At 47.0% G+C, this 23,335-nt stretch carries 24 protein-coding genes, 1 tRNA gene and 4 pseudogenes; 19 read left to right on the top strand and 10 right to left on the bottom strand.

The annotated features are described in order from the left end of the window. Window positions 1–25: 25 nt before the first annotated feature. Both PPHA_RS11955 and PPHA_RS11950 read left to right on the top strand, forming a co-directional pair. A complete protein-coding gene (locus tag PPHA_RS11955; RefSeq protein WP_012509081.1) occupies window positions 26–769 on the top strand; it encodes an NYN domain-containing protein in 744 nt (247 codons plus the stop codon). 29 nt (window positions 770–798) lie between these two features. Continuing rightward, window positions 799–1,812: an OmpA family protein gene (locus tag PPHA_RS11950; protein ID WP_012509080.1), complete on the top strand. Its 1,014-nt coding sequence runs from the start codon at window positions 799–801 to the stop codon at window positions 1,810–1,812. Window positions 1,813–1,888: 76 nt separating this feature from the next. Here the strand turns inward: PPHA_RS11950 and PPHA_RS11945 are convergent. Continuing rightward, a tRNA-Asp gene (locus PPHA_RS11945) sits at window positions 1,889–1,963 on the bottom strand. 150 nt (window positions 1,964–2,113) lie between these two features. Here PPHA_RS11945 and PPHA_RS11940 point away from each other — a divergent pair. The 4 genes from PPHA_RS11940 to kdsB all read left to right on the top strand — a co-directional run bounded on the left by PPHA_RS11940 (window position 2,114) and on the right by kdsB (window position 4,874). After that, window positions 2,114–3,457 (top strand): citrate synthase, encoded by a 1,344-nt coding sequence (locus PPHA_RS11940; protein ID WP_012509079.1) that lies wholly within the window; start codon window positions 2,114–2,116, stop codon window positions 3,455–3,457. A 74-nt stretch (window positions 3,458–3,531) separates the two neighbouring features. Continuing rightward, window positions 3,532–3,819 carry an Asp-tRNA(Asn)/Glu-tRNA(Gln) amidotransferase subunit GatC gene (gene gatC, locus PPHA_RS11935; RefSeq protein ID WP_012509078.1) on the top strand — a complete coding sequence of 96 codons (288 nt, stop codon included), beginning with the start codon at window positions 3,532–3,534 and terminating at the stop codon, window positions 3,817–3,819. A 1-nt stretch (window position 3,820) separates the two neighbouring features. Then, complete coding sequence (locus PPHA_RS11930) at window positions 3,821–4,114, top strand: DUF167 domain-containing protein (RefSeq protein WP_012509077.1); 294 nt, start codon at window positions 3,821–3,823, stop codon at window positions 4,112–4,114. A 16-nt stretch (window positions 4,115–4,130) separates the two neighbouring features. After that, the gene (gene kdsB, locus PPHA_RS11925) at window positions 4,131–4,874 is read left to right on the top strand and encodes a 3-deoxy-manno-octulosonate cytidylyltransferase (protein ID WP_012509076.1); all 744 of its coding nucleotides are present in this window, start codon (window positions 4,131–4,133) and stop codon (window positions 4,872–4,874) included. Here the strand turns inward: kdsB and xseA are convergent. Further along, entirely contained in the window at window positions 4,852–6,060 is a 1,209-nt protein-coding gene (gene xseA, locus PPHA_RS11920) for an exodeoxyribonuclease VII large subunit (protein WP_012509075.1), read from the bottom strand. The genes kdsB and xseA overlap by 23 nt on opposite strands. A 215-nt stretch (window positions 6,061–6,275) precedes the next feature. Here xseA and PPHA_RS11915 point away from each other — a divergent pair, with 215 nt between their 5' ends. Both PPHA_RS11915 and bchY read left to right on the top strand, forming a co-directional pair. After that, window positions 6,276–7,331, top strand: a complete 1,056-nt coding sequence (locus PPHA_RS11915) for an SPOR domain-containing protein (RefSeq protein ID WP_190273997.1) — start codon at window positions 6,276–6,278, stop codon at window positions 7,329–7,331. Continuing rightward, window positions 7,312–8,547, top strand: a complete 1,236-nt coding sequence (gene bchY / locus PPHA_RS11910; RefSeq protein WP_012509073.1) for a chlorophyllide a reductase subunit Y — start codon at window positions 7,312–7,314, stop codon at window positions 8,545–8,547. The genes PPHA_RS11915 and bchY overlap by 20 nt, the downstream gene beginning before the upstream one ends. Before the next feature lie 57 nt (window positions 8,548–8,604). Here the strand turns inward: bchY and PPHA_RS11905 are convergent, their stop codons facing one another. The 3 genes and pseudogenes from PPHA_RS11905 to PPHA_RS16865 all read right to left on the bottom strand — a co-directional run. Further along, window positions 8,605–8,901: a BrnA antitoxin family protein gene (locus tag PPHA_RS11905; RefSeq protein ID WP_012509072.1), complete on the bottom strand. Its 297-nt coding sequence runs from the start codon at window positions 8,899–8,901 to the stop codon at window positions 8,605–8,607. Continuing rightward, on the bottom strand, window positions 8,882–9,175 hold the full coding sequence (locus tag PPHA_RS11900) for a BrnT family toxin (RefSeq protein WP_012509071.1): 294 nt from the start codon (window positions 9,173–9,175) through the stop codon (window positions 8,882–8,884). The genes PPHA_RS11905 and PPHA_RS11900 overlap by 20 nt, the downstream gene beginning before the upstream one ends. Window positions 9,176–9,302: 127 nt before the next feature. Further along, window positions 9,303–9,459 (bottom strand): annotated as a pseudogene (locus tag PPHA_RS16865) (tyrosine-type recombinase/integrase); the annotation flags it as partial. A 94-nt stretch (window positions 9,460–9,553) separates the two neighbouring features. Here PPHA_RS16865 and PPHA_RS16390 point away from each other — a divergent pair. The 4 genes from PPHA_RS16390 (at window position 9,554) to tnpA (ending at window position 13,058) form a co-directional block, all read left to right on the top strand. Continuing rightward, window positions 9,554–9,709, top strand: a complete 156-nt coding sequence (locus PPHA_RS16390) for a hypothetical protein (RefSeq protein WP_223293913.1) — start codon at window positions 9,554–9,556, stop codon at window positions 9,707–9,709. Then, window positions 9,678–9,938: an ATP-binding protein gene (locus PPHA_RS16385; RefSeq protein WP_223293912.1), complete on the top strand. Its 261-nt coding sequence runs from the start codon at window positions 9,678–9,680 to the stop codon at window positions 9,936–9,938. Before PPHA_RS16390 ends, PPHA_RS16385 begins: the two co-directional genes overlap by 32 nt. Before the next feature lie 1,268 nt (window positions 9,939–11,206). Further along, the gene (locus tag PPHA_RS11890) at window positions 11,207–12,163 is read left to right on the top strand and encodes a hypothetical protein (RefSeq protein ID WP_012509069.1); all 957 of its coding nucleotides are present in this window, start codon (window positions 11,207–11,209) and stop codon (window positions 12,161–12,163) included. A gap of 451 nt (window positions 12,164–12,614) precedes the next feature. Beyond that, entirely contained in the window at window positions 12,615–13,058 is a 444-nt protein-coding gene (gene tnpA / locus PPHA_RS11885) for an IS200/IS605 family transposase (RefSeq protein WP_012509068.1), read from the top strand. Window positions 13,059–13,112: 54 nt separating this feature from the next. Here tnpA and PPHA_RS11880 read toward each other — a convergent pair. From PPHA_RS11880 to rpmE, 3 genes and pseudogenes are all read right to left on the bottom strand, one after another. Continuing rightward, a pseudogene (locus tag PPHA_RS11880) lies at window positions 13,113–13,430 on the bottom strand (zincin-like metallopeptidase domain-containing protein); the annotation flags it as partial. Window positions 13,431–13,548: 118 nt separating this feature from the next. Further along, window positions 13,549–14,109, bottom strand: a complete 561-nt coding sequence (frr, locus tag PPHA_RS11875; RefSeq protein ID WP_012509066.1) for a ribosome recycling factor — start codon at window positions 14,107–14,109, stop codon at window positions 13,549–13,551. Window positions 14,110–14,157: 48 nt separating this feature from the next. Beyond that, window positions 14,158–14,385, bottom strand: coding sequence for a 50S ribosomal protein L31 (gene rpmE / locus PPHA_RS11870; protein ID WP_012509065.1), 228 nt, complete (start codon window positions 14,383–14,385; stop codon window positions 14,158–14,160). Window positions 14,386–14,484: 99 nt separating this feature from the next. On the opposite strand from rpmE, the gene recG reads away from it, so the two are divergent. From recG to PPHA_RS11855, 3 genes are all read left to right on the top strand, one after another. After that, window positions 14,485–16,605, top strand: coding sequence for an ATP-dependent DNA helicase RecG (recG, locus tag PPHA_RS11865; protein WP_012509064.1), 2,121 nt, complete (start codon window positions 14,485–14,487; stop codon window positions 16,603–16,605). A 36-nt stretch (window positions 16,606–16,641) separates the two neighbouring features. Then, window positions 16,642–17,601: a ribosome small subunit-dependent GTPase A gene (gene rsgA, locus PPHA_RS11860; protein WP_012509063.1), complete on the top strand. Its 960-nt coding sequence runs from the start codon at window positions 16,642–16,644 to the stop codon at window positions 17,599–17,601. Window positions 17,602–17,662: 61 nt separating this feature from the next. Continuing rightward, entirely contained in the window at window positions 17,663–19,045 is a 1,383-nt protein-coding gene (locus tag PPHA_RS11855; protein ID WP_012509062.1) for an NAD-dependent succinate-semialdehyde dehydrogenase, read from the top strand. A gap of 81 nt (window positions 19,046–19,126) precedes the next feature. Here PPHA_RS11855 and PPHA_RS11850 read toward each other — a convergent pair whose 3' ends face one another. Further along, entirely contained in the window at window positions 19,127–19,630 is a 504-nt protein-coding gene (locus PPHA_RS11850; protein WP_012509061.1) for a helix-turn-helix transcriptional regulator, read from the bottom strand. 442 nt (window positions 19,631–20,072) lie between these two features. Between PPHA_RS11850 and PPHA_RS11845 the strand changes: the two genes are divergently transcribed. The 4 genes and pseudogenes from PPHA_RS11845 to PPHA_RS11825 all read left to right on the top strand — a co-directional run bounded on the left by PPHA_RS11845 (window position 20,073) and on the right by PPHA_RS11825 (window position 23,126). Further along, entirely contained in the window at window positions 20,073–21,059 is a 987-nt protein-coding gene (locus PPHA_RS11845) for a diacylglycerol/lipid kinase family protein (protein ID WP_223294043.1), read from the top strand. 342 nt (window positions 21,060–21,401) lie between these two features. After that, a pseudogene (locus PPHA_RS11835) lies at window positions 21,402–21,767 on the top strand (type I restriction-modification system subunit M N-terminal domain-containing protein); the annotation flags it as partial. After that, window positions 21,764–22,870 (top strand): PDDEXK nuclease domain-containing protein, encoded by a 1,107-nt coding sequence (locus PPHA_RS11830; RefSeq protein WP_012509059.1) that lies wholly within the window; start codon window positions 21,764–21,766, stop codon window positions 22,868–22,870. The pseudogene PPHA_RS11835 and the gene PPHA_RS11830, both read left to right, overlap by 4 nt. Further along, window positions 22,857–23,126, top strand: a complete 270-nt coding sequence (locus PPHA_RS11825; protein ID WP_190273996.1) for a restriction endonuclease subunit S domain-containing protein — start codon at window positions 22,857–22,859, stop codon at window positions 23,124–23,126. Before PPHA_RS11830 ends, PPHA_RS11825 begins: the two co-directional genes overlap by 14 nt. Window positions 23,127–23,159: 33 nt before the next feature. Here the strand turns inward: PPHA_RS11825 and PPHA_RS16860 are convergent. Further along, window positions 23,160–23,258, bottom strand: a pseudogene (locus tag PPHA_RS16860) (PDDEXK nuclease domain-containing protein); the annotation flags it as partial. Window positions 23,259–23,335 lie beyond the last annotated feature (77 nt).

Genomic DNA, 23,335 nt, shown 5'->3' with positions numbered 1-23,335 from the left:
AAAGAACAAAAGAGCGGAAGGTGCCATGGCAATAGAAAAAACGGAGCGGCTCGCGGTGTTGATTGATGCCGATAATACACAGGCGACCATTATCGAAGGTCTTTTGGCTGAGGTCGCGAAGTATGGAACGTCGAGCGTCAAAAGAATATATGGCGATTGGACATCGACGGCTTTGAGAAGCTGGAAGGAGGTGCTGCTGGAGTATTCCATTCAGCCCATTCAGCAGTTCGGCTATACCAAAGGCAAAAATGCTACCGATAGCGCCATGATCATTGATGCCATGGATCTTTTGTATACGGGAAGGTTTCACGGTTTCTGCATTGTCTCAAGCGACAGTGATTTTACAAAACTTGCTTCACGCATAAGGGAGTCGGGGCTGTTTGTTTACGGGTTTGGAGAGAAAAAGACTCCGTCGGCATTTGTTTCTGCCTGTGACAAATTCATCTATATCGAGGTGTTGCGGGCAAAAATCAATGAAAATGAGTCGATCGCAAAGAAAACGATGACGGAACTCAAGCGGGATGCCCGTCTGGTTCGCTTGCTGAGGAATGCCGTTGAGGCTTCTTCGGACGAAAGCGGCTGGGCGCATCTTGCAACGACCGGAAGTAATATTGCAAAACAGTCACCCGAGTTCGATCCGCGTAATTATGGCTATATCAGGCTTGGAGAGTTGCTGGCCGCGACAAAACTTTTCGATATTGAGGAACGCATTGCTGGCGATGGGCAATCGAAAGCTATTTATGTGCGCGACAAGCGCAAAAAAGTTTGATTCACCACTAACCCACAGGAGTATTCCCCATGAAATCACCCAGGCTCATTTTGTTTTTTTTATTCATGATAGCTTTTCTGTCGTGCAAAGATGCTGTCGCCGCTGATCTTGCCGGTTCCAAAGATCATCCCTTGTTGCGCCGCTTTGCTGGCTCGGAAATTGTGGGGTACCAGGCAAAGCGTTTTGATGAGTATGAGCTGCAGACCTCAACCTTCAGCCGTTATAGCTTTGAGAGTAAAAAACGGGAGTATGTTACCCTGCCCCTGAAACCGGAAGGGCGTTTGACGCGGATCTGGTATGAAGCGGCTGGTGATACCGGCTCTCTTGAAGTTTTCAGGAACTACCTCAATGAGCTGACAGCAAGAGGGTTTGTTATCCTCTACGACTCAAAGAAAGATCCTGCAGCCGTTCGCTGGACCAATTATCTTGCCCCCTTTGGCTCTATGGATATTCAGACCAATCGCAGCAACTATATCTTTTTTGCGGCCGAAAAGGCGGGTATCTGTGTCGCCAGCGCTAAAAAGAAGCGTCCGGAAGGAGATGTCTATGTTCATTTGACTGCTGTGGAGTGGGGGAAGAGTGATGCGGTGTATAAGGCAAAACGCGGCGCCTACCTTGCTGTCGATATTATTGAAACTCAGCCCATGGTGCAGAAAATGGTGACGGTCACTGCTGCTGAAATGTCGCAGTCATTGAGCGCTGTTGGCAAGGTTGCTCTCTATGGCATCTATTTTGACCCCAATAAATGGGATATCAAACCTGAGTCTCGTCCTGCGCTGAAGGAAATTGCGATACTTCTGAACAAACAGCCGACATTGAGACTGCATGTTGTGGGGCATACCGATAATGTTGGCGGGTATGAGGCTAATACCGTGCTCTCCAAGCGCAGGGCTGAAGCCGTTGCCGCCTCTCTTGTCAAGGATTTTGGTATTTCAGCGCTTCGCCTTACGGCAAATGGGGCGGCCTATCTTGCTCCTGTTGCGTCGAATAGCACGGAGGCAGGAAGGGCTAAAAATCGCCGTGTTGAACTGGTGCCGAGATAGTGTTTTGAATGGCAAGAAATCCGGGAGGGGGAAAATAAAAAAGGCACCGCATTGCAGTGCCTTTTTTATTCTTTTGCGGAGCTGACGGGGTTCGAACCCGCGACCTCCTGCGTGACAGGCAGGCGCTCTAACCAAACTGAGCTACAGCTCCATTAAGAAGTTGTAAATGTAGGCAGACTCCCTGTAATATCCAAAAACTATTTTCATTTATTTCTGTTTATATTAAACGACAGAAAAGTGGGGGGCATTCCCGTAATCCTTTTTTTCTTAAAGGCATTCAACCATCAAGACTGTGACCATTATGGCCGTTATCGATTCCAGAAATTCGCTCACCGTTACGGATAACCGGACGGGAAAAGCTTATGAGCTTCCGCTTGAAAACGGTTGTCTGAATACGATGGATCTTCGTCAGATCAAGATATCAGATGAAGATTTCGGGGTGTTGGGCTATGATCCGGGTTTTTTAAATACAGCATCCTGCAAAAGCCGCATCACCTACATTGATGGTGACAAGGGGATTTTGCGTTATCGCGGTTATCCCATTGAGCAGCTTGCAGAGAAGAGTTCTTTTCTGGAAACCGGATATCTTTTGATCAAGGGAGAGTTGCCGGACAAGGAGAGGCTGGCAGAATGGACCTACAATATTCGGAATCATACCATGACCCATTCCAATATTATCAAGTTTATGGATGGATTCCGTTATGATGCACATCCGATGGGTATTCTGGTTGGTACGGTCGGCGCACTTTCGACCTTTTACAGTGACGCGAAGGATATCAACAGTGAAGAGTCGCGCAAACTTCAGGTACGCCGCCTTATTGGCAAAATACCTACTCTCGCGGCCATGAGTTTCCGTCACAGTCTGGGCTTTCCCTACGTTCTTCCTGACAATGAGCTGAGCTATACGGCCAATTTCCTCTCCATGATGTTCAAAATGACCGAACATCATTACGAGCCGAATCCGATTCTTGAACATGCTCTCGATGTTCTGTTTATTCTTCATGCAGACCATGAGCAGAACTGTTCAACCAATGCGGTTCGTGCGGTTGGCAGTTCTGGCGTCGATCCTTATACCGCAATAGCCGCTGGCTGTGCGGCGCTTTATGGTCCGCTGCACGGCGGGGCCAACGAGGCTGTTATTCACATGTTGCTCAAAATCGGCTCAATTGACAAAATTCCTGACTTCATAAAATCGGTCAAGGAGGGTGAAGGTCGTTTGATGGGATTTGGTCACAGGGTTTATAAAAATTATGACCCAAGGGCAAAAATTATCAAGGATATTGCCTTTCAGGTTTTTGAAGAGACCGGGCGCAGTCCGCTGCTTGATATTGCTCTTGAACTTGAGCGTATTGCACTTGAAGACGAGTATTTTATTAATCGGAAGCTCTATCCCAATGTTGACTTTTATTCCGGTTTGATTTATCAGGCGATGGGATTTCCGCTGGATATGTTTCCGGTCCTTTTTGCTATCGGCAGGATTCCCGGATGGCTTGCACAGTGGACTGAGCATGTCAAGGATTCGGAGCAGAAAATTGCAAGACCCCGGCAGATCTATCTTGGCGAAGCAGAAAGGAATTTTGTTCCGATTGACCTGCGTCCAAAAAACCATTTTGATGAGCAGAAAGCGGTACTCTGCAGGTTGTAGGTCAAGCTGTAAAACCTGCTTTTTTGCAGAAATGCAGTTGAAAAAGGTGTTTTTCTAATTTTACGTAGTTTGTTATGTCGGTTACCACCAAAGATGTTACCTATATCGCCGAGTTGGCCAAGCTGAAGTTCAGCGATGATGAGATGCTGACGATGACCAGCGAGCTCAACAATATCCTGCACTATGTTGAAAAGCTCAATGAAGTTGATACCGAAGGTGTTCTGCCTCTGAGCACTATTCATGATGCGGTCAATGTGCTGCGCGAGGATGTTGAGCATCAGCCGCTCTCCTCAACAGCCGTATTGCTGAATGCTCCTGACCGGCAGGATCGCTTTTTCAAGGTGCCGAAAGTGATCGGATAGGGTGATAGAGCTTCGCGAAAAAAATGGCAGTGCAGTCTTTGTTGTCAAGGCACAGCCCCGATCGTCCAAAAGCAGGGTTTGTGGCCTCTATAACGGTGGTTTAAAGGTGAACCTGAAGGCTGCGCCAGTCGATGACGCAGCCAACAGGGAGTGTTGTGAACTCTTTTCAAAGCTCTTTCGCATTCCTCCATCGCGGGTTCATATCCTCTCAGGCCAGAGTTCGCGGACAAAAACAGTGATGGTTGAAGGGATCAGTTCCAAAGCTGCAGCCCTCGTTCTTGAACCCTTTGGTTGATTACTCCTGACTGCTCATGAAAGCTGTTATACTTATTCCCGCAAGGCTCGATTCGAGTCGTCTCGACCGCAAGATGCTGGCCGATCTCGAAGGTGAACCGCTGATTGTGCGAACCTGGCGACAGGCGCTCAAATCCCGTTTGGCTGAAAAGGTTGTTGTTGCTACCGACAGCCGCGAGATAGCCGCTGTTCTTGATGCGTGCGGGGCTGAGGTTGTCATGACCTCTCCCACAGCGAGTTGCGGTACCGAGCGGATTGCCGAAGCTGCCCGCCATATCGAAGGGGATGTTTTTGTCAATCTGCAGGGAGATGAGCCACTCATCAGCCCCGAAAATATTGATCTGGCCCTTGAGCCCTTCTTTTCCGAAAATCCTCCCGATTGTTCCACCCTTGTTTTGCCCCTGCGTCCAGATGATCATGTGCAGATCGAGGATCCGCATCAGGTGAAGGTGGTTATGGATGCAAAGGGGTTCGCCCTCTATTTTTCGCGCAGTGCGATACCGTTTCAGCGCAATATGCGACCCACAACCATTGTTTACCGTCACATCGGGCTCTATGCCTTCAGTGCCGATGTGCTTCAGAAATTTGCTTCACTTCCTCCCTCCATGCTTGAAGAAGCAGAATCGCTTGAGCAGCTCCGGCTTCTTGAGAACGGTTTTCGCATTCAGTGCGTCACAACGCTTGTTGACAATCCGGGTGTCAATACGGTTGAAGATCTTGAGCAGGTGCGTCGTATTATCAGGAGCTCTTTGCCGGGCTGATCACTGCTGGCAGCATTCCGTCATGAAACAGCAGCTCCACGTTGTCGGAAGCTTTTAGTTTCTGCGAACCAGTCATGAATTTCCCCTCTTTTTTGACAAGCACATATCCCCGTTCAAGGGTTTTACGGTAATCAAGCGTGTTCAACTGCTGTTTGACTGCGGCGTAGTGCTGTACCCGCTGGCTGAAGAGGTTGGTGATGGCTCGTGACATCTGGCTGACGAGCGAGTCGAGCCGCTCATGAAACTGCAACATCTGAAGAGGTGGCCGGTTGAAGGCGTAACTGCTGCAGATTGAAGAGAGCTGACGTTCTGTGCCTTCAAGCTTTGCCTGCAGGAGCCGATCCTGTCGCGACTGGAGATTGCTGATATGGCGGAGCAGCTCCTGCCTGTCGGGGACGGCAAGTTCGGCGGCAATGGAGGGCGTTCCGGCCCGCAGGTCGGCTACCATGTCGGCAATGGTCAGATCGGTTTCGTGGCCGATGGCGCTGATGACCGGGATTTTCGAGTTATAGAGGGCATTGGCAACAATCTCTCCATTGAAGGCCTGCAGATCCTCCAGTGAACCGCCGCCTCTTGCAATAATGATGATATCAGGTCGGTGCGCTCTTTTTTTTGTGCTGTTGAACCAGGCTATTGCGGCAGCAACCTCTTCCGCTGCACTGTTGCCCTGCACCTTGACCGGATAGAGAAGGAGTTGTGCCGCCGGGAATCTGCGCTCGAACACCTTGCTCATATCTTCGATTACTGCTCCTGTAGATGAGGTGATGAGGCCGATGATTTCCGGGATGGCCGGAATTGCTCTTTTTCTTTCAGCATTGAAATAACCTGCTTTTGCAAGTTTCTGCAGAAGCTCGGCAAAAGCCTGCTGCAGGGCGCCCTGACCTGCTTCAGTGACTGAGGTACAGATGAGCTGATAGCGGCCTGATGGGGGATAGACCTCAAGACGCCCTTCGGCAATAACGTCCATGCCATCCTTCAGTGCAACCGCCATGCGGCTGGCAGTCGTTTTCCAGACAACTGCCGGAATCTGGGCCCCCTCATCTTTCAGTGTCAGATAGATGTGGCCCGAACCATGTCGCTTGCAGTTGGAGATCTCTCCCTTGAGTCTGACCTGTGGAAAATGAGTTTCAAGCCTTGTTTTGATCTGTTGCGTCAGTTCACTGACCGAAAGAATCTCTGCACTCATAACCTGTGGGGGGGAGTTTGTTGAACATTCGCAATCCTTACAGTATAGATAAATCTGGTTTGAAAAAAAATGGTATCCATCTTGAGCCTCTTCTCTCGCTGAGGGTGAGCGAGGCTTGAAATGGCCGGGAGAGGGGGTTTTCAGAGGGGAAGTGTTATATTCGATTTTTATTAACCGTGGGCGGTTAGCCGTTCGATCGGGGGATGGGTGCTGTTATGACAAATCATGATTGTGTAGGAGAGCTTGCAGGGTTGCTTGACGTTGAGAGGCAGGTTGCCAGCTCTTTTTTGATTGACTTTTCATCGGCCATGGTGGCTGAACTCCTTGCTGTGCGGAAGCTTTCGCTCAAGGGGCTTGGCTCTTTTACGGTGACGCATCATCCTGCAGAAAAAAAAAATACAGCATCAGCCATTATTTATACTCCACCCTCTGACAGGCTCACCTTCAGCCGCCAGCTATCGGGCGCTGATGATACCGTTCGTCTGGCGGTGACGAAGCTTTCAATGAATCCGACAGATGCTGAACGATTTACCGGGGCCCTTGCCTCCCTCTTTTCCGGTGCGGCTCAGCAGCAGAGAGAGATCCGCCTGAACGGAATCGGCCGGTTTGCTCTTGAGCAGGGACTCTATAGCTTTGTGCCTGAACGCTCTCTGGAGGAGCTTTTGAACAGGGAGTATCAGGATTTGCAGGAGGTGGTTCTGCCGCAGCTCGAACCAACTCAAGACAAGAAAGAGGGGAAAACAGGAAAAAAGCTTCGTTACATCATCCCTCTTTCGCTTTTTGTTCTTGTCGCTTTGCTGTTTGGCGTCTTCTCTGTCATGAAACCAAAAACCATTGTTTCCCGGTCTGCAGAGCCGCAACCTGTACGAATAGAAAGAGTTGCCGATCACAGCGAGAAGCTGGCAGCAGTTGTTCACAGAAGCACCGCACCGCACCGGGAACTCTCTGTTTCGCCTCCTTCTTCCGGAAGGGAGGTGGCAAATGACTCTCTGGTTCTTGCCCAGGAAAGTTATACCATCGTTCTGGTTACCTTTCGCAAAGAGGAGACTATCCGCAAAGAGGTGGCGCGTTATCGTTCAGAAGGCATCACGGTTTTTGTCTGGCCAGCATATGAGAAGGGAATAAAATATTACAGACTTGTTACAGGCGCTTTTTCAGACCGCAATGCAGCCGTAGAGCGTATCGGGCAGATGGCTGAAAAAAATGCCACCAATGCTTATATCCAACATGTCATAAAAAGGGTTGTGCTTCATGGAGAAAAAGGGTTGTAACACGTTGCATCCCCAGTCGATGTGTCCGGCATTCGGCGGACTGAGGGTACTGACAAGAATTGACGGTGTTCAGGTTTGCCTGGTTGCCGATCAGGGGTGCCTCTATGGGCTCACCTTTGTTTCGCATTTTTATGCCGCACGCAAATCGATCATTTCGCCTGAATTGATGAATGTGCAGATTTCAGGCGGAACCATGATTGATGATGTGCGTCGCACCATCGAGGAAATTGCCCGTGACCCGGCGGTGCGCTTTATTCCTGTGGTCAGTACCTGTGTGGCTGAAACTGCCGGAATTGCCGAGGAGCTGCTTCCCCGGAAGGCTGGCAATGCAGAGGTTCTGCTGGTGCGTTTGCCTGCCTTCCAGATCAGGACACATCCGGAGGCAAAGGATGTTGCCGTGGCGACGTTGCTGAAGCGATTTGCCCGCTTTGAAGGCCCGAAAAAGGTCAAATCACTCGTTGTGCTCGGCGAGATTTTCCCGGTTGATGCCATGACCATAGGCGCTGTTCTCCAGAAAATAGGTGTCGAGTCGGTCATAACGCTGCCCGGCACGGCGCTTGAAGACTATATCGAGGCCGGTCAGGCTGAGGCTTGTGCGGTGCTCCATCCCTTTTATGAGAGAACCGTATCGCTGCTTGAAGGGAAGGGGATGAAGATTGTCAAAGGAAACCCGATCGGGGCGAATGCAACGGCGCAATGGATTCGCCGAATCGGAGAGGCTCTTGATCTTGATCCCGTGACGGTTCAGGCTGTCGCCGAAGAGGAGGCAGAGAAAACCCGAGCGGTGCTTTCGCAGTTCAGCCAGTTGAAGGGGAAGGTGATTGTTGCCGGTTATGAAGGCAATGAGCTTCCGCTGGTTCGTCTTCTGCTTGAGGCTGGTCTTGAGGTGCCCTATGCCTCAACCTCCATTGCACGGATGGCGCTTGGTGAGGAGGAGCACAAGGTGCTTACCATGCTTGGTACTGAAATCCGATACCGAAAATATCTTGAAGAGGATATGCAGGCGGTTATTGATTATGAACCCGATCTGGTGATCGGCACCACCTCTCTCGACAGTTTTGCCAAGGAGCGGGGAATACCGGCAATCTATTACACCAACAACATCTCCGCCCGCCCACTCTTCTTCGCTGCCGGAGCCGCAACCGTGCTCGGCATGATCGGTGGCCTGCTCGGCAAAAAAGAGGTGTTCCGGAAGATGAAGGACTATTTTGCATGATCGACGGCATTAGGGGCGTGCGGCTTTAATTGCCTTAAGGCAAGAGAAATTGAGTCTCTAAAACTGTTGATCCTTTGTAGTACCGTCTGTGTGCTGCGGGTGTTTACTCGGCTTCACTGCTCGTTCAATTGCCAACCGCATGAAGCGTTGATACGGAATGCCAAGGCGCTTTGCATTCATGCGCACCTCGTTGAGCAACTCTTCAGGTAGACGGAGACTTATTGACGTATCCTTGCGTTTCAATTCAAAACGCATTGGCACCATTCCTGAAAAATCATACTCGCTCAAGTCGGCACTCTCTACGAAGGCTTCGGCTTCGTCGTCAGTCTTAAAATCAGGGAATTTCTTTTTCATGAGCTTTTATCTCCTTTGTGTGCATATACCGCGCACTAATCGGCCTGATGAGGAGCGTTTCGCCTTTGTTCCTCAATGTGAAAACGATAAACAAATAACGCTTTTTGATTGTCCGCCCTACAGCACGGAATCTCTGTTCGTTGCTCGAATGAAGAACGTCCGGTGCCACTAATGGCGTTCCTAAAAACAGGCTTTCGATTTCAGCAATCGAGACTCCGTGCTTTTGACATTTAGCGCGATTACCGCTATCCCAGTCGAATCCATCAAACTTCATCCGTCGTCCCCCACAAAATATGCATATCATTTTGCATATGCAAATGCAACTCTTAATTCACCGCGCTCCTTTGCTTATCAGTCTCATCAAAAACTGTTAATCAAGAAAAAGCGGGCTGCGGTGGCTCTTACCGCCACAACTTTTCAAACCTTGCCGGATTTTGACGCCGTGTAAATGACGGTGTGCTGTATGTTCCGGTGTCCAGGATAGTCCTGAATGAGCCTTGTGTCTGCCCCTTGATCTGCCAAAGCGAAACCGCAAGCATGACGCAACATGTGCGGATGGACTCTGCCATGAAGCACTGAAACTCGGTTATCACGCCCTGTTCCGCACCATGGATGACCTCTCATCCAGACCATCAGGTTCAAAGAGATTACAGTGGCAGCTGCAAGAGAGTACAAGCGATTGTTGAGTGCGCATCTGCTGGTTATCGAAGACATTATGATGTTCCCGCTTGAAAAAAGTGTTGCAGACGGCCTGTTCCAGCTTGTCAACCAGCTTCATGAACAAATCATTCATCATTACGACCAATAAAAGCCCGAAAGAGTGGGCAGAGATGCTTGGTGACGAGGTTCTTGCGACGGCGTTGCTTGATCGGCTGCTCTACAAATACGAAGTCATCAAACTGACCGGAAAGAGCTACTGGCTGGAACACCGGACAACCATCTTCGAACAACAACAATCGCTGGAAGGAGATCCAATCGTAAAAAAAAGCAACTATCACTTAAAAAAAAGAGTAGGAAATCTTTGTAAAATGACGTAATCTGAAGCAGATGCTTGGGTGATTGCTAATTTTCGAAATTGGTTGATTTTTAATTTCCGACTACAATGATGCGATATAGGTGTCCTTTATGGTTGTGGGAGGAGGGTGGTGGAGGTGGCGGAGGACGTTACTCAAAATGGGATGAATTACCAGAAGCGGGAGTCTATGGACTTAAAAAAGGAAATAATATAAAATTAGACAAAATGATACATTATGTCCATTATTTAAACTCATAAAAAATACTTACACTTTAAGATATGCAGACACTACTGTCCGGTTATAAATCGATTAAATTAAATAAGTTACAGATGTGATCAATTTAGGCTGGGATACGCGACTCTTAACTTGTTTTAAGATATATATTTATTAAATCACAAACCATATAGACGGATCCCAAAAAGTGTAGAAAATCAAATAAATATTAATTTTTTCTATTTGAAGAGCAAGATATATATTTATGGAATTTATTTATGTCTTATTAGAAGTTTTAATCCTCAATTTATATTGATTTTTTATTTATTTAATTGTGAGTGTATGTTTGTTAAATATTTTATTCCTTTAAATAATAATAAGTTACCAGTACTTTGAGCTATCAGTATTTAGATTAAACAAATATTGTGTAGCTATATCTGTCTCAAGACATTATCCTTTTTTATCAAGAATTATATTTCTTACTTTAATCACTACTTGTTTTTGTTTGTGGTCTAAATATTTGAGATTTTCTGAAGTCGATCACGCCAATAAATACCTATAAAACGTTATTTTATAATATATTACTGGGAATTATATTTTCAATAACTGAACACCAATGATATGCAGATAAAAAAATATTAATATAATTGACATGTCAATAATTTTTTTTATTGCTTTGTTACTAATATTATCTTCTATACTTCACCATACAGTAAATGGCGATTTATCTACTTATATTCATTTTATTATTTTATGTACGTTGAGTTTTACACATAAAGGATTAGAAAATTATTTAGAGGAATTTACGCAAGAGATTGAAAGCAGGCGTTCAATAAGAACAATAAAGCAATTTGGATTAAGTTGTTGTTCTTTATGGCTCTTTATATATTACCTCAAAAAGGCTTAGGTTAAATTATAAAAAAATAATGCAGTTTTTGTTTTGTTATTTAGGTATCTGCTCATGAAACGGAAAAAATAAGGGCAATTAGACAAAAGAATTCATTTTTTTAAGTATTTAAAAAAAAGATAATAAATCACGAAAACCTTTCGCATGAACCTATAAATAGGCCTAAAAAATGAAAAATAGAAATTTCCTAATCGGACTTATTACTTATTCATTATTGATATCTGGTTTGTTTTTTATAGGACTAAGTATTTTAGGTGCTGTATGGGGATGGGATGAATCGTTTACTGCTATTATTAAAGAGGTTGGAATTGTTTTATTTTCAGTTACTACGCTTGAGCTAATACATGAAACCGTATTAAGAAAAAAATTGGTGGAAGAAACTGTTGAATATATACAGAAGAATATTCTAGACGGTTTGAAAGATTGTAATTTAATGGGTATGCGGCTTGTTGCGCAACAACGCTCTGGTTATCATGGATATGAAAAATGGATTAATGAAAAAAATGACGAGTTGTTTTTTGCTGGACGATCTGTTCTCCATACCATAGAAAAATATGTCAAAAAGCGGTCTGAGTATAACGGTATAGAAGATGCTATTTTACAAAAATTAAAAGAAGGAACTACTATAAAAATACTTATTCTTGATCCAAGGTCTGTTGTTATAAATTTATTGACGTCTGAAGAAACAATGAATGGTCAAAGTCAACAAGTTCGATACTTTGAGATGATGAGAGATATAAAATTTTCTTTCGCTATAGCTGATAAAATAGGAAAACTAATAGATAATAAAAAAAATATTGACAGATTAACTGGAAATATAACTATCATGCTTTACAGTGATATGCCTTATTTTGCATATCACAGGCAAGGTAATGAGGTGTTGATAGGTTATTATTTTATTCGAGAAGTAGGTTCAAAATCAGGCGTTTATAAAATAACAGATGAATTTACAAAAACTGAATATAACAATCATTTTGAATGTATTTGGAATCATAATAACGATGATAATCATATATTAATCACATATATAGCTGAACATAATTATTTTCATGCAAATAGAGATATATTTAATGCAATTTATACCCATGTGGATGATGCTATGAAGCAAAACGCGACCACACCATGAAACAATAAGATAGTATTAAGGGGGTTGGAAAATTAGGCTCTTTGCTGATTTTAATTTACTGCACCATTTAGATTTGCATAACCAGTTTTCTGCGGAAAAAAAGAGTATTCTTGTCCTGTAGCTTTCGAAGAGTCACGAAATAATCGATTAGTCACCTTGTGCAACTGAATTTTGCTTTTCAGGCCTTCCGATACAGCGTAAAGCGCTTAACTGAAAGTCATTCCATAATTTTTACCGAGACTCAATTTTGGAATAGTCGGTGGTTGGGATTTGTAAACTCAATGAACAATTACCCATACAATGGAAAGCTATGGCTTGCATTCGATTTTGGTGTTAATATTTTTAAAAATAATATTTCGTAGCGAAGAGCTTCATTTAACACTGAGAGATTAAATCTCTACGGGTCATATTCCCCGCCGCTTGCGGCGTGACATGATGTATATTAGTTGGCTTGAGCGAATATATTCACAAGAGCCATAATGTCACCGTTCTGATGTATCACATAGTGCTGCCAGCAAAGTATAGACGCGTGATTTTTGATGATGAGGTGGATGAAGTCCTGAAAGATGTGTGTTTAGAGATAGAGAATCGTTATCAGATCAAGTTCTTGGAAATTGGTACAGATAAAGATCATGTGCATTTTTTTTTGCAATCAGTGCCAACGTACATCGTCACGAAAGTCGTGACGATGATAAAGAGTATTTCTGCTCGAGAAGTGTTCAGGCGCTGTCCCAAAGTAAAAAAACTGTTGTGGGGTGGCGAGATGTGGACGGATGGGTATTATGCTGGAACGGTAGGAAAGCATGGAAATGAAGACATGATAGGCAAGTATGTCAAAGGGCAGGGCGGTACGTATCAGAAGCGCTACAGTGATTATCAGTTGTCAATGTTTTAGCAGAGGAAATCTTCAATACCCCGCTGCTTGCGGCGGGGATTCTTTATCTGGCCGCTATGTCTGCTGCAAACTGTACAGATAATCCGTAGCGCGTTGTGCATGGGACGCCGCAGTAAAAATCGCCTTCTTGTCGTTCCTCAATGCCTTCAGCCATGAAGCGATATAGGCAGCATGATCCTCCCGCTGCACCAAGGTAATTTCCAGATCGGGGCAAAGAAACGCTGCGCCGATTTCGGCAACAAGCTCTTCCATCGCATAACCGGAATCCCCAAAACGCTTTTGGTCAAAACTCCGGTCAAGGCATGACGGGTGCCGAGTCCAGTGCGTGATTTCATGGGTGGCGGTAGCGTAATAGCTTTCGCTGTTTCTGAATGCCTGTAACTCTGGCAAATTTCCCCGCTCAAGTGGTAAAAGCCGCCCATAAAAACGCAAAAAAGCCGGGGATGAACCCGGCTTTTCGCTGAACTGAAGACTCTTTTCCGCCAGAAGCCTACACCTCCATGATCTCTTTCTCTTTATGGACGATCAGTTCGGTAAGCTGTTTTTCAAATTTGTGGAGCATTTCGTCTGCATCCTTTTTGCCCTTGTTCTTGTCGTCTTCGCTGATTGCTTTCGATTTTTCAAGTTTTTCAATCTCCTGAATCATGTCGCGGCGAAGGTTGCGAAGGGATACTTTTGAGTCCTCTCCAAATTTTTTGGTGAGTTTGACAAACTCTTTCCGGCGCTCTTCGGTGAGCGGAGGAATGCTGACTCTGATATTCTGGCCGTCGGCGGCAGGGTTGAGTCCGAGGTTGGCGTCGCGGATAGCTCTTTCGGTAGCCGATACCATGGATTTGTCCCAGATCTGAACAATAAGCGTGTGAACATCCAGAACACTGATGTTGCCGACCTGTTTCAGCGGCATTTGCTGGCCATAGGCTTCCACCTTGACACGGTCGAGCAGTGCGGTTGTTGCCTTTCCTGTTCTGATCGAAGCGATTTCATGCTGAAATGCCTCGATGGTTTTTTTCATCCTGGGCTCAATTTTCTGATAGACCTCCCTGACACTCATAGCGGTTCCGATGGATTAGTGTTGGTTTGCTGAAACGTGCGTCCTCTTTTATTGAGCGCTGGCCTGTGCGGCTGTTGATTTTGCAAAGCGCTTGTTGAAGCGTTCGACGCGTCCGGCGGTATCGACAAGGGTCTGCTTTCCGGTATAGAAGGGGTGGCAGTTGTTGCAGATGTCAACCTTGATGGTTGGACGGGTTGAGCGGGTGACGAAGGAGTTGCCGCAGTTGGCGCAGTTGACGGTGACTTCCTTATACTTTGGATGAATATCTTGTTTCATGACTTTCGTTGACTTTATCGTACAATAAGTGATATGGACGGCAATAAAATAGTAAAGGTGCAAATATACAAGAATTTCAATCGAGTTACAACCATTAAGATGACTGGCGCCACGTCAATTGCCTACCTGAAAGGAGTTGGCACAAAAAAGGGAGCAATTCTCAGGGAGGCCGGTATGGTGACCCTTGATGACCTGTTCGATTATTTTCCTCGTCGTTATCTCGACCGGAGCGCCATGAAGAGCATCAGTAGCCTTGCGGATGGTGAGACGGTGACGGTTGTTGGTACGGTGATCAAAACGCAGCTTGACGGAGACTCTCCCGGTCGGGCGCGTTTCAAGGCATGGCTTGGTGACCAGACGGGTGTGCTTGAACTGACCTGGTTCAGGGGTGTTCGCTATTTTTCCCGCAGCGTTGTTCAGGGAGATTCGCTTGCTGTTCATGGAAAGGTGAGCTATTTCGGCCATCATGCGCAGATGCAGCATCCCGATTATGATCGTCTCACTCCTGACCTTATTGAGTCTCGCAATGGGGAGTGCAGCGATTTTGAACTCTACAATACCGGTAAAATTATTCCGCTCTACCCGACAAACGAGGCGATGAAGCAGGCGGGTCTTGGTTCAAAGTCGTTGCGTACCCTTATTGCCCGTGCTTTTGAGCTGTGTACTCCGGGTAAAGAGGAAAATCTCACCTCCTCCATGCTTGCCGATAACAATCTGTTGCCGCTTGCGGAGGCTTATCGTGAAATGCACTTTCCCTCCTCGCATGAACAGCTCGCAAGGGCCCGTTACCGGATGAAGTGGACGGAACTGTTTTATGCCCAGCTTCTCTTTGCCCTGCGCCACAGTGAAATCAGGCGGAACCGGGCTGCGGTCAAGTTCACCCATTCCGGTGAGGTCACCCAAAAGCTCTATGCAACTCTGCCCTTTGCATTGACCGAGGCGCAGAAAACGGCGGTTCGCGAGATCTATCGGGATCTCAGAAGCGGGAGTCCGATGAATCGCCTGTTGCAGGGTGACGTTGGTTCGGGAAAAACCATTGTGGCCATGTTTGCCATGGCTCTTGCTGTCGATAACGGATTGCAGGCAGCTTTTATGGCGCCTACTGAAATTCTGGCGGTGCAGCACTATCTGGTCATGAAGCGCTTGTTCAATCCACTCGGCCTGCAGGTTGGTCTCGTGACCGGCAGGCAGAGGAAAAAAGAGCGTCAGGAGGTACTGGCGGCGCTCGGTTCGGGCGAGTTGCATATCGCGGTGGGCACTCATGCCATGATTGAGCCGGGGGTGAGCTACGCCACTCTTGGTCTTGTTATTATTGATGAACAGCACCGCTTCGGGGTATTACAGCGCAAAGCTTTTCAGGAGAAGGCGATACACCCGCATGTGCTGCTGATGACGGCGACACCGATACCGAGAACCCTTACCATGGGTGTTTTTGGTGATCTTGATGTTTCGGTTATCCGCCAGATGCCTGTCGGGCGGATACCGGTCAGGACTATTGTGCGCTCTGAAGAGGAGAAGGGGAAGGTTTATGATTTTCTCCGGGCTGAGATTGCGAAGGGACGGCAGGGTTATATTGTCTACCCTCTTGTTGAGGAGTCGGAAAAAATGGATCTGAAAGCTGCGGTTGAAAGTTATCAGGAGCTCTCTTCCACTCTTTTTGCGGATCTTCGTTCTGGGTTGATTCATGGTCAACTGAGCCCGGATGAAAAGGAGAGCGTGATGGAGCAGTTCCGGCGCGGAGAGATTGATCTGCTGGTGGGAACGACGGTGATTGAGGTTGGTGTAGATGTGCCGAATGCCACGGTCATGGTGATTGAACATGCCGAACGTTTCGGCCTTGCCCAATTGCATCAGCTCAGGGGAAGGGTTGGCCGGGGCGAGCATCGTTCAACCTGTTTTCTGCTCTATGCCAAAATGAGTGCGGATGCCCGCGAAAGGCTTTCGGCCATGGAGTCCACAACGGACGGCTTTCTTATTTCTGAAATTGATGCAAAAATAAGGGGGGCTGGAAATATTCTCGGAAAAGAACAGTCCGGAACACTGAGTGGATTAAGAGTTGCTGATCTCAACAAGGATTTTGATATCATGCAGTCGGCCCGTGCGGCGGCATTCAGGATTGTTGAAGAGGATGGCCAGTTGCGGAGTGCGGAGCATGTCATGATACGAGAGTGTTATGTCCGTCAATACCATGACCGGTTTACTCTGGCTGATATCGGGTAATTTTTTTGATAATGAAGGGGAGCGTACAGTGTGAACATGGAGCGTAAAAGAGTGGCTGGTGAGGTGATGAAAGGGATGGTTGTTGAAGTTACCGGTTCAACCTATATGGTTATTACCGATGGGGGCAAGGTATTCAGGTGCCGGACGTTCCCCGGAACGAAGACGGAGAATGATTTTTCTTCTCTCGTTGCCGTTGGTGACCGGGTGGTGCTGAAGGAGACGGAAACGGGTACGGAATTCTTTGAAGCGGTTATTACCCTCGTGGAGCGTCGGCGGAGTGCCCTGACACGAAAAAGGGATCTCCGCCGGAACCGCAGCAAGGAGAAGGTACAGGTCATTGCCGCCAATATTGATCAACTCGTTGTTGTTGTCTCTGCCTTTGATCCTCCTCTCAGTACCCGTCTTATCGACCGTTACCTTGTCTTTGCTGAATCCGAACAGTTGAAGACGGTTATTGTGGTCAACAAGATGGATCTTGAAGAGTCGCAGGAGACCAGGGAGCTGATGGAGCCCTATCGCATCCTTGATTACCGGATTCTCTACACGAGCGCCGAAGAGCAAAGCGGGATGAAAGCGCTCCGCAAGGTTCTTGCCGGCAAGCTCTCTGCTTTAAGTGGTCACTCGGGGGTCGGCAAGTCAACCCTGATCAATCAAATTTTTGGAGAGGAGCTGCTTCGAACCGGTGAAACGAATGAGAAGACCGGAAAAGGTCTTCATACCACAAGCAGTGCGATCATGCTTGCCCTTCCCCGTGGCGGCTACATCATCGATACGCCGGGGATAAGGGAGTTCAATCTCTCAGGGATTACGCGCGAAAATCTGCGATTCTATTTCAAGGAGTTTCTTCCTCATATGCCGGAGTGCGCCTACTCTTCCTGTACCCATACGGTAGAGCCGGAGTGCGGAATTCAGAAGGCTGTCAAGTCGGGCCATATTGATCCTGAGCGTTATGAGAGTTATCTTGCCATTTACGAGAGTATTGACCGCGACAGTTGACTCTCTTGCAGTAACTCCCCTGAATATCTATAGTTTTTGCCATCATAAACCATTCTGACCAATGATTTCAACCATCAATCCGGCCACTGAAGAGGTGCTTGCCGAATATCAGACCATGTCATCCTCTGAGATTGAAGCGATTATCAACCGCACTCATGGTGATTTCCTTGCATGGAGAGGGGTTTCCATGCAGGAGCGCACTCTGCTGATGAAGCGTCTTGCAGCGCTTCTCCGCGACCAGAAAGAGCATCATGCAGCGCTGATCAGTCGTGAAATGGGCAAACCCCTTGCGCAGGCGGTGGCCGAAGTGGTGAAGTGCTCCTGGGTCTGCGATTTTTACGCTGAACAGGCCTCACTTTTTTTAAAGCCGGAAGAGAGCATTCTTGATGGCGGGGCACGGGGAGTGGTGAAATTTGAGCCGTTTGGTCTGGTTCTTGGCATCATGCCGTGGAATTTTCCTTTCTGGCAGGTTTTCCGGTTTGCAGCGCCAGCCATCATGGCAGGTAACGGCATTATTGTCAAACACTCTCCCAATGTGACCGGTTCGGCCATTGCCATTGAGAAGCTCTTCCGGGAGGCAGGTTTTCCTGAAAATCTTTTCCGTACCGTGCATATTGCTCTTGACGATGTGGATCGTCTGAGTGGCTTCATGATTGATCATCCTGCTGTTGGAGCGGTATCGGTGACGGGAAGTACCGCTGCGGGCCGGGCTGTTGCAACCAAAGCGGGACGTGCCCTGAAAAAAAGCGTGCTTGAGCTTGGAGGCAGTGATCCTTATATCGTGCTTGATGATGCTGATCTTGCCCTTGCGGTTGATCAGTGCAGTGCAGCACGGCTTCTGAACAGCGGCCAGAGCTGTATTGCGGCCAAGCGCTTTATTGTGCATACCGCCGTCATGGAGCAGTTTGAAGCCCGTCTTCTGCATCGCATGAAGTCGGCGGTAATGGGCGACCCCTTCGATCCGGCGGTTGAGGTGGGGCCGATTGCGCGTTCTGATCTTCGTGATCAGCTTCACGACCAGGTCTCACGGAGCGTTGCCCAAGGTGCGCGATTGCTTTGTGGTGGAGAAATACCTTCCGGCAGAGGCTTTTTTTACCCGCCCACCATTCTCTCCGGTGTGCACAAAGGGATAGCAGTCTATAGTGAAGAGACCTTCGGGCCGGTTGCAACCCTTATTGAGGTACGGGATGATCAGGAAGCGGTTATGATTGCCAACGATACCCCTTATGGGCTGGGTTCAGCCGTTTTTTCCGGCAACACTGAGCGGGCCCTTGCCATTGCTGACCAGCTCGATGTCGGGAACTGTTTTATCAATGGCATGGTAAAATCCGATCCGCGCCTGCCCTTCGGTGGCGTTAAAGAGTCGGGATATGGTCGCGAACTTTCAAGCTACGGTATCAGGGAATTTGTCAACATCAAAGGGTTTTGCATTATCGGTGGGTGACGGGGAGGTAGAACGCACAAAAGCCCCTGCTTTTCTCGAAGCAGAGGCTTTTGATTGTATACCCGGAGCGTTCGCTAAAGCTTAAAAAGCAACAGCGAGATCTGAAAGATAGGTCTTGATTGACTGATGTTTTCCAAGGCCCAGCTTTTTGTGCATTCTGTAACGGATGCTTTCCATTCCTCTGGTTGAGATACCTACAGAGCGTCCAATCTCCTTGGTGTCGTAGTTCAGCTTGACAAGCAGGCTTATTCTCAGCTCACGCTGGTTGAGGTTTGCATGTTTTTTCTGAAGTTTTGACAAAAAGACGGAGTCAGACTCGGTCAGCTCTATGTTCAGACGCTTTTCAATGGTCTCGGTTTCAATAAGGCTCAGGCATGAATCGGTCATCGATCTTTTCACTGCAGTATCAATTTCAAGAGCATGAATCTGGTCAAGAAGATTACGCAACGCATTGGTCTTTTCTGCGATTGCCGTGGAAACTCTTGTCAGTTCCAAATCCTGGTTAGCGATTCTTGTCCGAAGGGCTCCAATTTCCTTTTCATAATCAACGACGCTTTTTGTAGTCTGTTCTGCTTGTGCGTTCATAGTATTTATCATCCTGGTTATTTTTATGGTAACATCTTTACGCTGTTCCAAATCGTTCAACCGACAAATTCTCTAAACAGCTTCGAGAATATTGCCCTTTATTATTCGAGGGTTCCTCCCAGCTCACCTCATTGCAATCAGCTTCTTTTTCCGTAACCGCTTCCAGCCGGGAGGGGGATGGAGGCTCGTTCATCCAGACTGGTATGTCTGACGTGTTACGGGAAGTAATATTGTTTTTTTTTATTAAAAAAGCAATAATTATTCGTATTTCTATAACAAAACACGTTATTTTTTTTAAAATTACAGTGCAAAAGTAAATTATCTGCGTTTCGGGAGGAATATTTTATTCTGTTTTGCCCGCTTAATACTCCATTCACTTCTTGATTGACTCCTTCATGTAGCGTTTGTTGCGGGTTCAAAGAATACCCGTATCTTGTCTGTGATGGTAATGCGCCATGAGCAAGAGAGCACACGATTCCTTTTTTTCGTTTTCAGGATGATGAACAACAGTTCCCGCTACCTTTTTATTTTTAATCCTGCGGCAGATAAAGGCCGGGCTTCACGCAAGGCGGAGTGGCTGAAGGCGCTTGTTGCCGACAGGAATGATTCCATAATGGCCACTACGGACTATGCCGGACATGCCGGAGAGATTGCCCGTTCCGGGATCAGGGAGAGCAGTTGTCTTATTGCTTGTGGCGGGGATGGTACCCTTCATGAAGTGGTCAATGCCGTTGCGGGAGAGGAACGTACGGTCGGAATTTTGCCGATCGGCTCGGCAAATGATTTTATCAAGACGCTTAATCCCCGAAAGGAACATCACAAGGGTATCGCTCATCTTTTCGAAGGGACGAGTAAAAAGGTTGATCTCGGGAGTGTCTCATTCGGTGTTGCCAATCACCGCTATTTTGTCAACTCTCTTGGTATTGGTTTTACCGGAAGAGTTGCAAAGGCTGTTAAGCGTCTCCCCTGGTTGAAAGGAGAACTTGGCTACGTGTATGCGCTTTTCAGTGTGCTTGCCGGTTATTCCTCCCTGAATATGCATATCACCATTACCCTCGAAGATTCGGTGCTGGAGCTTCATGAGCCGGTGTTCGCCTTTACGGTTTCAAACGGAAAGATCGAAGGGGGAAAATTCATCATTTCGCCCCATGCCGAGTTGTCGGATGGTTTGCTTGATATCTGTATTCTCAAAGATATTCGGAGGTACGAATTTTTTCGTTTTGTACTCAAATACCTTAATGGAACCCATATCAACGATCCGAAAATTCTCTACTGCAAGGCGAAGGCTGTAACCCTGACGTTGATGGCGCCAGAGGTGATGCATATGGATGGAGAGGTCTATGATAACATTCTCGGCAAGGTCGGTATTTCGGTTCTTCCCGACGGTATTCGTCTCCTTTGCGATCTGCTGCCCGAAGCTGAACCATAAGCAGTTATCCCTGCCTACGCCACCGTCAAGGCCCGATCCACCCCCGTACCCTCGATCCACCCCCGTAACCCCGGAACCCCGATCCACCCCCGGATCCACCCTCGATCCACCTCGTAAGGGCGGGGTCTCCCCGCCCTCATAAACCCGCATGCACCCACATACCAACAGAAACGCCGGATAATCGAAAAAAACACCCCTCCCCAAAACCGCTGTAAATCAAAGCATATATGTATATTATCACGTACATTTTCCGTTAAGATCATTCAGCAACCCCGATCCTGTTCATGAAGAATTCTGGAACAAAATTTCGCTTCAGATAACATTTTTTAAAAAAGCAAGCCGCTTTGGAAAGCCGCCGACAAGCTGCGCAAAAACATTGACGCCGCCGAATACAAACATATCGTGCTTGGGCTCATGTTCCTTAAATACATCTCCGACTCTTTCGAGGAGATGTACGCCATACTTCAGGCAGGCGAAGGTGAGTATGAGGATAGCAAAGGCTTTTGTGCCTCCGTCCCGTTGGAACGAGTGCACGAACTCGATTACGTGCTCACACCGGGGCGCTATGTTGGTCTCGCTGAAGAAGAGGATGATTTTGATTTTGCAGAACGTTTCGTCTCATTGAAGGCTGAATTTGAGGCCCAGTTGTTGGAAGAAGCTGAGCTGAACAAGGCAATTGCGGAGAATCTGGCGAGGATAAAAATATGAACACACCGCTCAACACAACAGAGTACAGGGAGTTTATCAAGGAACTCAAAAACCGGATTCAATCGGCACAACTCAAAGCTGCGGTTTCGGTCAATCAGACTATGCTTCAGTTGTACTGGGATTTGGCTGAACGCATTATTGCCCGTCAACAGGCCTCGGCCTGGGGTGACGGCATTCTCGGGCAGATAAGCCGCGATTTGCAGTCCGAATTTCCCGATATGAAAGGGTTCTCCGTGCGCAACCTGAAATATATGCGCCAGTGGTATCGGTTCTGGTCAGGAACGAATGCAATTGCGAAGCAGGCTGCTACGCAATTGAACCAATCTGCAATTGGGCAACAGCCTGTTGCCCAATTTGAAAACTCACTATTTGGGCAGCAGCTTGTTGCCCAAATACCGTGGAGTCACAATCTTGTCATCATCAGCAAGATCAAGGAGCAAGATGAAGCGCTCTTTTATGTGCAGCAAACCATTCAGAATAATTGGTCGCGGGCTGTATTAACCCACCATATCGAAAGCCGCCTCTACCAGCGCGAAGGTAAGGCAATCACCAACTTTAAGGCAACCCTGCCAGCCCCGCAATCGGATTTGGCCCAGCAAATTCTCAAAGACCCCTATAATTTCGATTTTCTTTTACTGCGAAAAAAGCACGACGAAAAAGAGCTTGAAGATGCCTTGATTGAGCATGTTACCCGATTTTTACTGGAATTTGGCGCAGGCTTTTCATATATCGGGCGGCAGTACAAGCTCGTAGTCGGTGGCGACGACTATTATATTGACCTCCTGTTCTACCATACCCGTCTGCACTGTTTTGTGGTGATTGAACTCAAAGCGGTAAAGTTCAAGCCGGAGTTTGCCGGAAAACTGAATTTTTATGTCTCGGCAGTTGATGGTATCCTGAAAACCGAACAGGATAACCCCACCATAGGCATCATCATTTGCAAGTCAAAAAATGACGTGGTGGTCGAATACGCACTCAAGGATATTCACAAGCCGATTGGTGTCAGTGAATACATGATTACCAAAAACCTGCCCGCAGAATATCAGTCATCCCTGCCGAGTATCGAACAGATTGAAGCTGAATTGGGAGGTGGCGATGAGTGAGGGATTGAGTGGGTGGCGGGGATGTAAGCTTGGGGAGCTTATAAAACTTGAATATGGAAAGGCATTACAAAATTATCGAGATGGAAAAGGTCTTTATGTTGTTTTTGGAACAAATGGAAAGATAGGCTTGACAAACTCTTTCCTATATGATAAGTCATCATTAATCATCGGAAGAAAAGGTGCATATCGAGGTGTTCATTTATCACACAATCCATTCTTTGTTATTGAGTTACAGCGTTTTATACAAAAAACATAATTGAGGATTTAGATGTTATTTATTTGATATTTACAGATAAAACTCACGCTCTTCTTGACGCTTACCCTGTCCGAGAATAATCAAATTATGAGTCCATGACAATTGTCGCACCAGTGGTGAGACTTTTTCATCGGTAAATGTCAACAAAAATGCCTCTGAATATCAGTTGGTTTGATATTGGCAACCTTTTCGGTTGAACACAGTTGCGG

Source organism: Pelodictyon phaeoclathratiforme BU-1 (genome assembly GCF_000020645.1).
GTDB classification, from domain to species: Bacteria; Bacteroidota; Chlorobiia; order Chlorobiales; family Chlorobiaceae; genus Chlorobium; species Chlorobium phaeoclathratiforme.
Note: the sequence above shows the minus strand (reverse complement) of the source record. Positions and strands in the feature narration are given on the sequence as shown.

What these genes read in the sequence shown, in the direction of transcription:
- PPHA_RS11830 (WP_012509059.1), top strand. Translation starts at nt 21,764, where the DNA reads ATGAACACACCGCTCAACACAACAGAGTACAGGGAGTTTATCAAGGAA.
- frr (WP_012509066.1), bottom strand. Translation starts at nt 14,109, where the DNA reads ATGAGTGTCAGGGAGGTCTATCAGAAAATTGAGCCCAGGATGAAAAAA.
- PPHA_RS11855 (WP_012509062.1), top strand. Translation starts at nt 17,663, where the DNA reads ATGATTTCAACCATCAATCCGGCCACTGAAGAGGTGCTTGCCGAATAT.
- PPHA_RS11845 (WP_223294043.1), top strand. Translation starts at nt 20,073, where the DNA reads ATGGTAATGCGCCATGAGCAAGAGAGCACACGATTCCTTTTTTTCGTT.
- PPHA_RS11850 (WP_012509061.1), bottom strand. Translation starts at nt 19,630, where the DNA reads ATGAACGCACAAGCAGAACAGACTACAAAAAGCGTCGTTGATTATGAA.
- rsgA (WP_012509063.1), top strand. Translation starts at nt 16,642, where the DNA reads ATGGAGCGTAAAAGAGTGGCTGGTGAGGTGATGAAAGGGATGGTTGTT.
- bchY (WP_012509073.1), top strand. Translation starts at nt 7,312, where the DNA reads ATGGAGAAAAAGGGTTGTAACACGTTGCATCCCCAGTCGATGTGTCCG.
- xseA (WP_012509075.1), bottom strand. Translation starts at nt 6,060, where the DNA reads ATGAGTGCAGAGATTCTTTCGGTCAGTGAACTGACGCAACAGATCAAA.
- recG (WP_012509064.1), top strand. Translation starts at nt 14,485, where the DNA reads ATGACTGGCGCCACGTCAATTGCCTACCTGAAAGGAGTTGGCACAAAA.
- PPHA_RS11890 (WP_012509069.1), top strand. Translation starts at nt 11,207, where the DNA reads ATGAAAAATAGAAATTTCCTAATCGGACTTATTACTTATTCATTATTG.
- kdsB (WP_012509076.1), top strand. Translation starts at nt 4,131, where the DNA reads ATGAAAGCTGTTATACTTATTCCCGCAAGGCTCGATTCGAGTCGTCTC.
- PPHA_RS11940 (WP_012509079.1), top strand. Translation starts at nt 2,114, where the DNA reads ATGGCCGTTATCGATTCCAGAAATTCGCTCACCGTTACGGATAACCGG.
- PPHA_RS16385 (WP_223293912.1), top strand. Translation starts at nt 9,678, where the DNA reads ATGAACAAATCATTCATCATTACGACCAATAAAAGCCCGAAAGAGTGG.
- PPHA_RS11950 (WP_012509080.1), top strand. Translation starts at nt 799, where the DNA reads ATGAAATCACCCAGGCTCATTTTGTTTTTTTTATTCATGATAGCTTTT.
- PPHA_RS11905 (WP_012509072.1), bottom strand. Translation starts at nt 8,901, where the DNA reads ATGAAAAAGAAATTCCCTGATTTTAAGACTGACGACGAAGCCGAAGCC.
- PPHA_RS11900 (WP_012509071.1), bottom strand. Translation starts at nt 9,175, where the DNA reads ATGAAGTTTGATGGATTCGACTGGGATAGCGGTAATCGCGCTAAATGT.
- gatC (WP_012509078.1), top strand. Translation starts at nt 3,532, where the DNA reads ATGTCGGTTACCACCAAAGATGTTACCTATATCGCCGAGTTGGCCAAG.
- PPHA_RS11955 (WP_012509081.1), top strand. Translation starts at nt 26, where the DNA reads ATGGCAATAGAAAAAACGGAGCGGCTCGCGGTGTTGATTGATGCCGAT.
- rpmE (WP_012509065.1), bottom strand. Translation starts at nt 14,385, where the DNA reads ATGAAACAAGATATTCATCCAAAGTATAAGGAAGTCACCGTCAACTGC.
- PPHA_RS11915 (WP_190273997.1), top strand. Translation starts at nt 6,276, where the DNA reads ATGACAAATCATGATTGTGTAGGAGAGCTTGCAGGGTTGCTTGACGTT.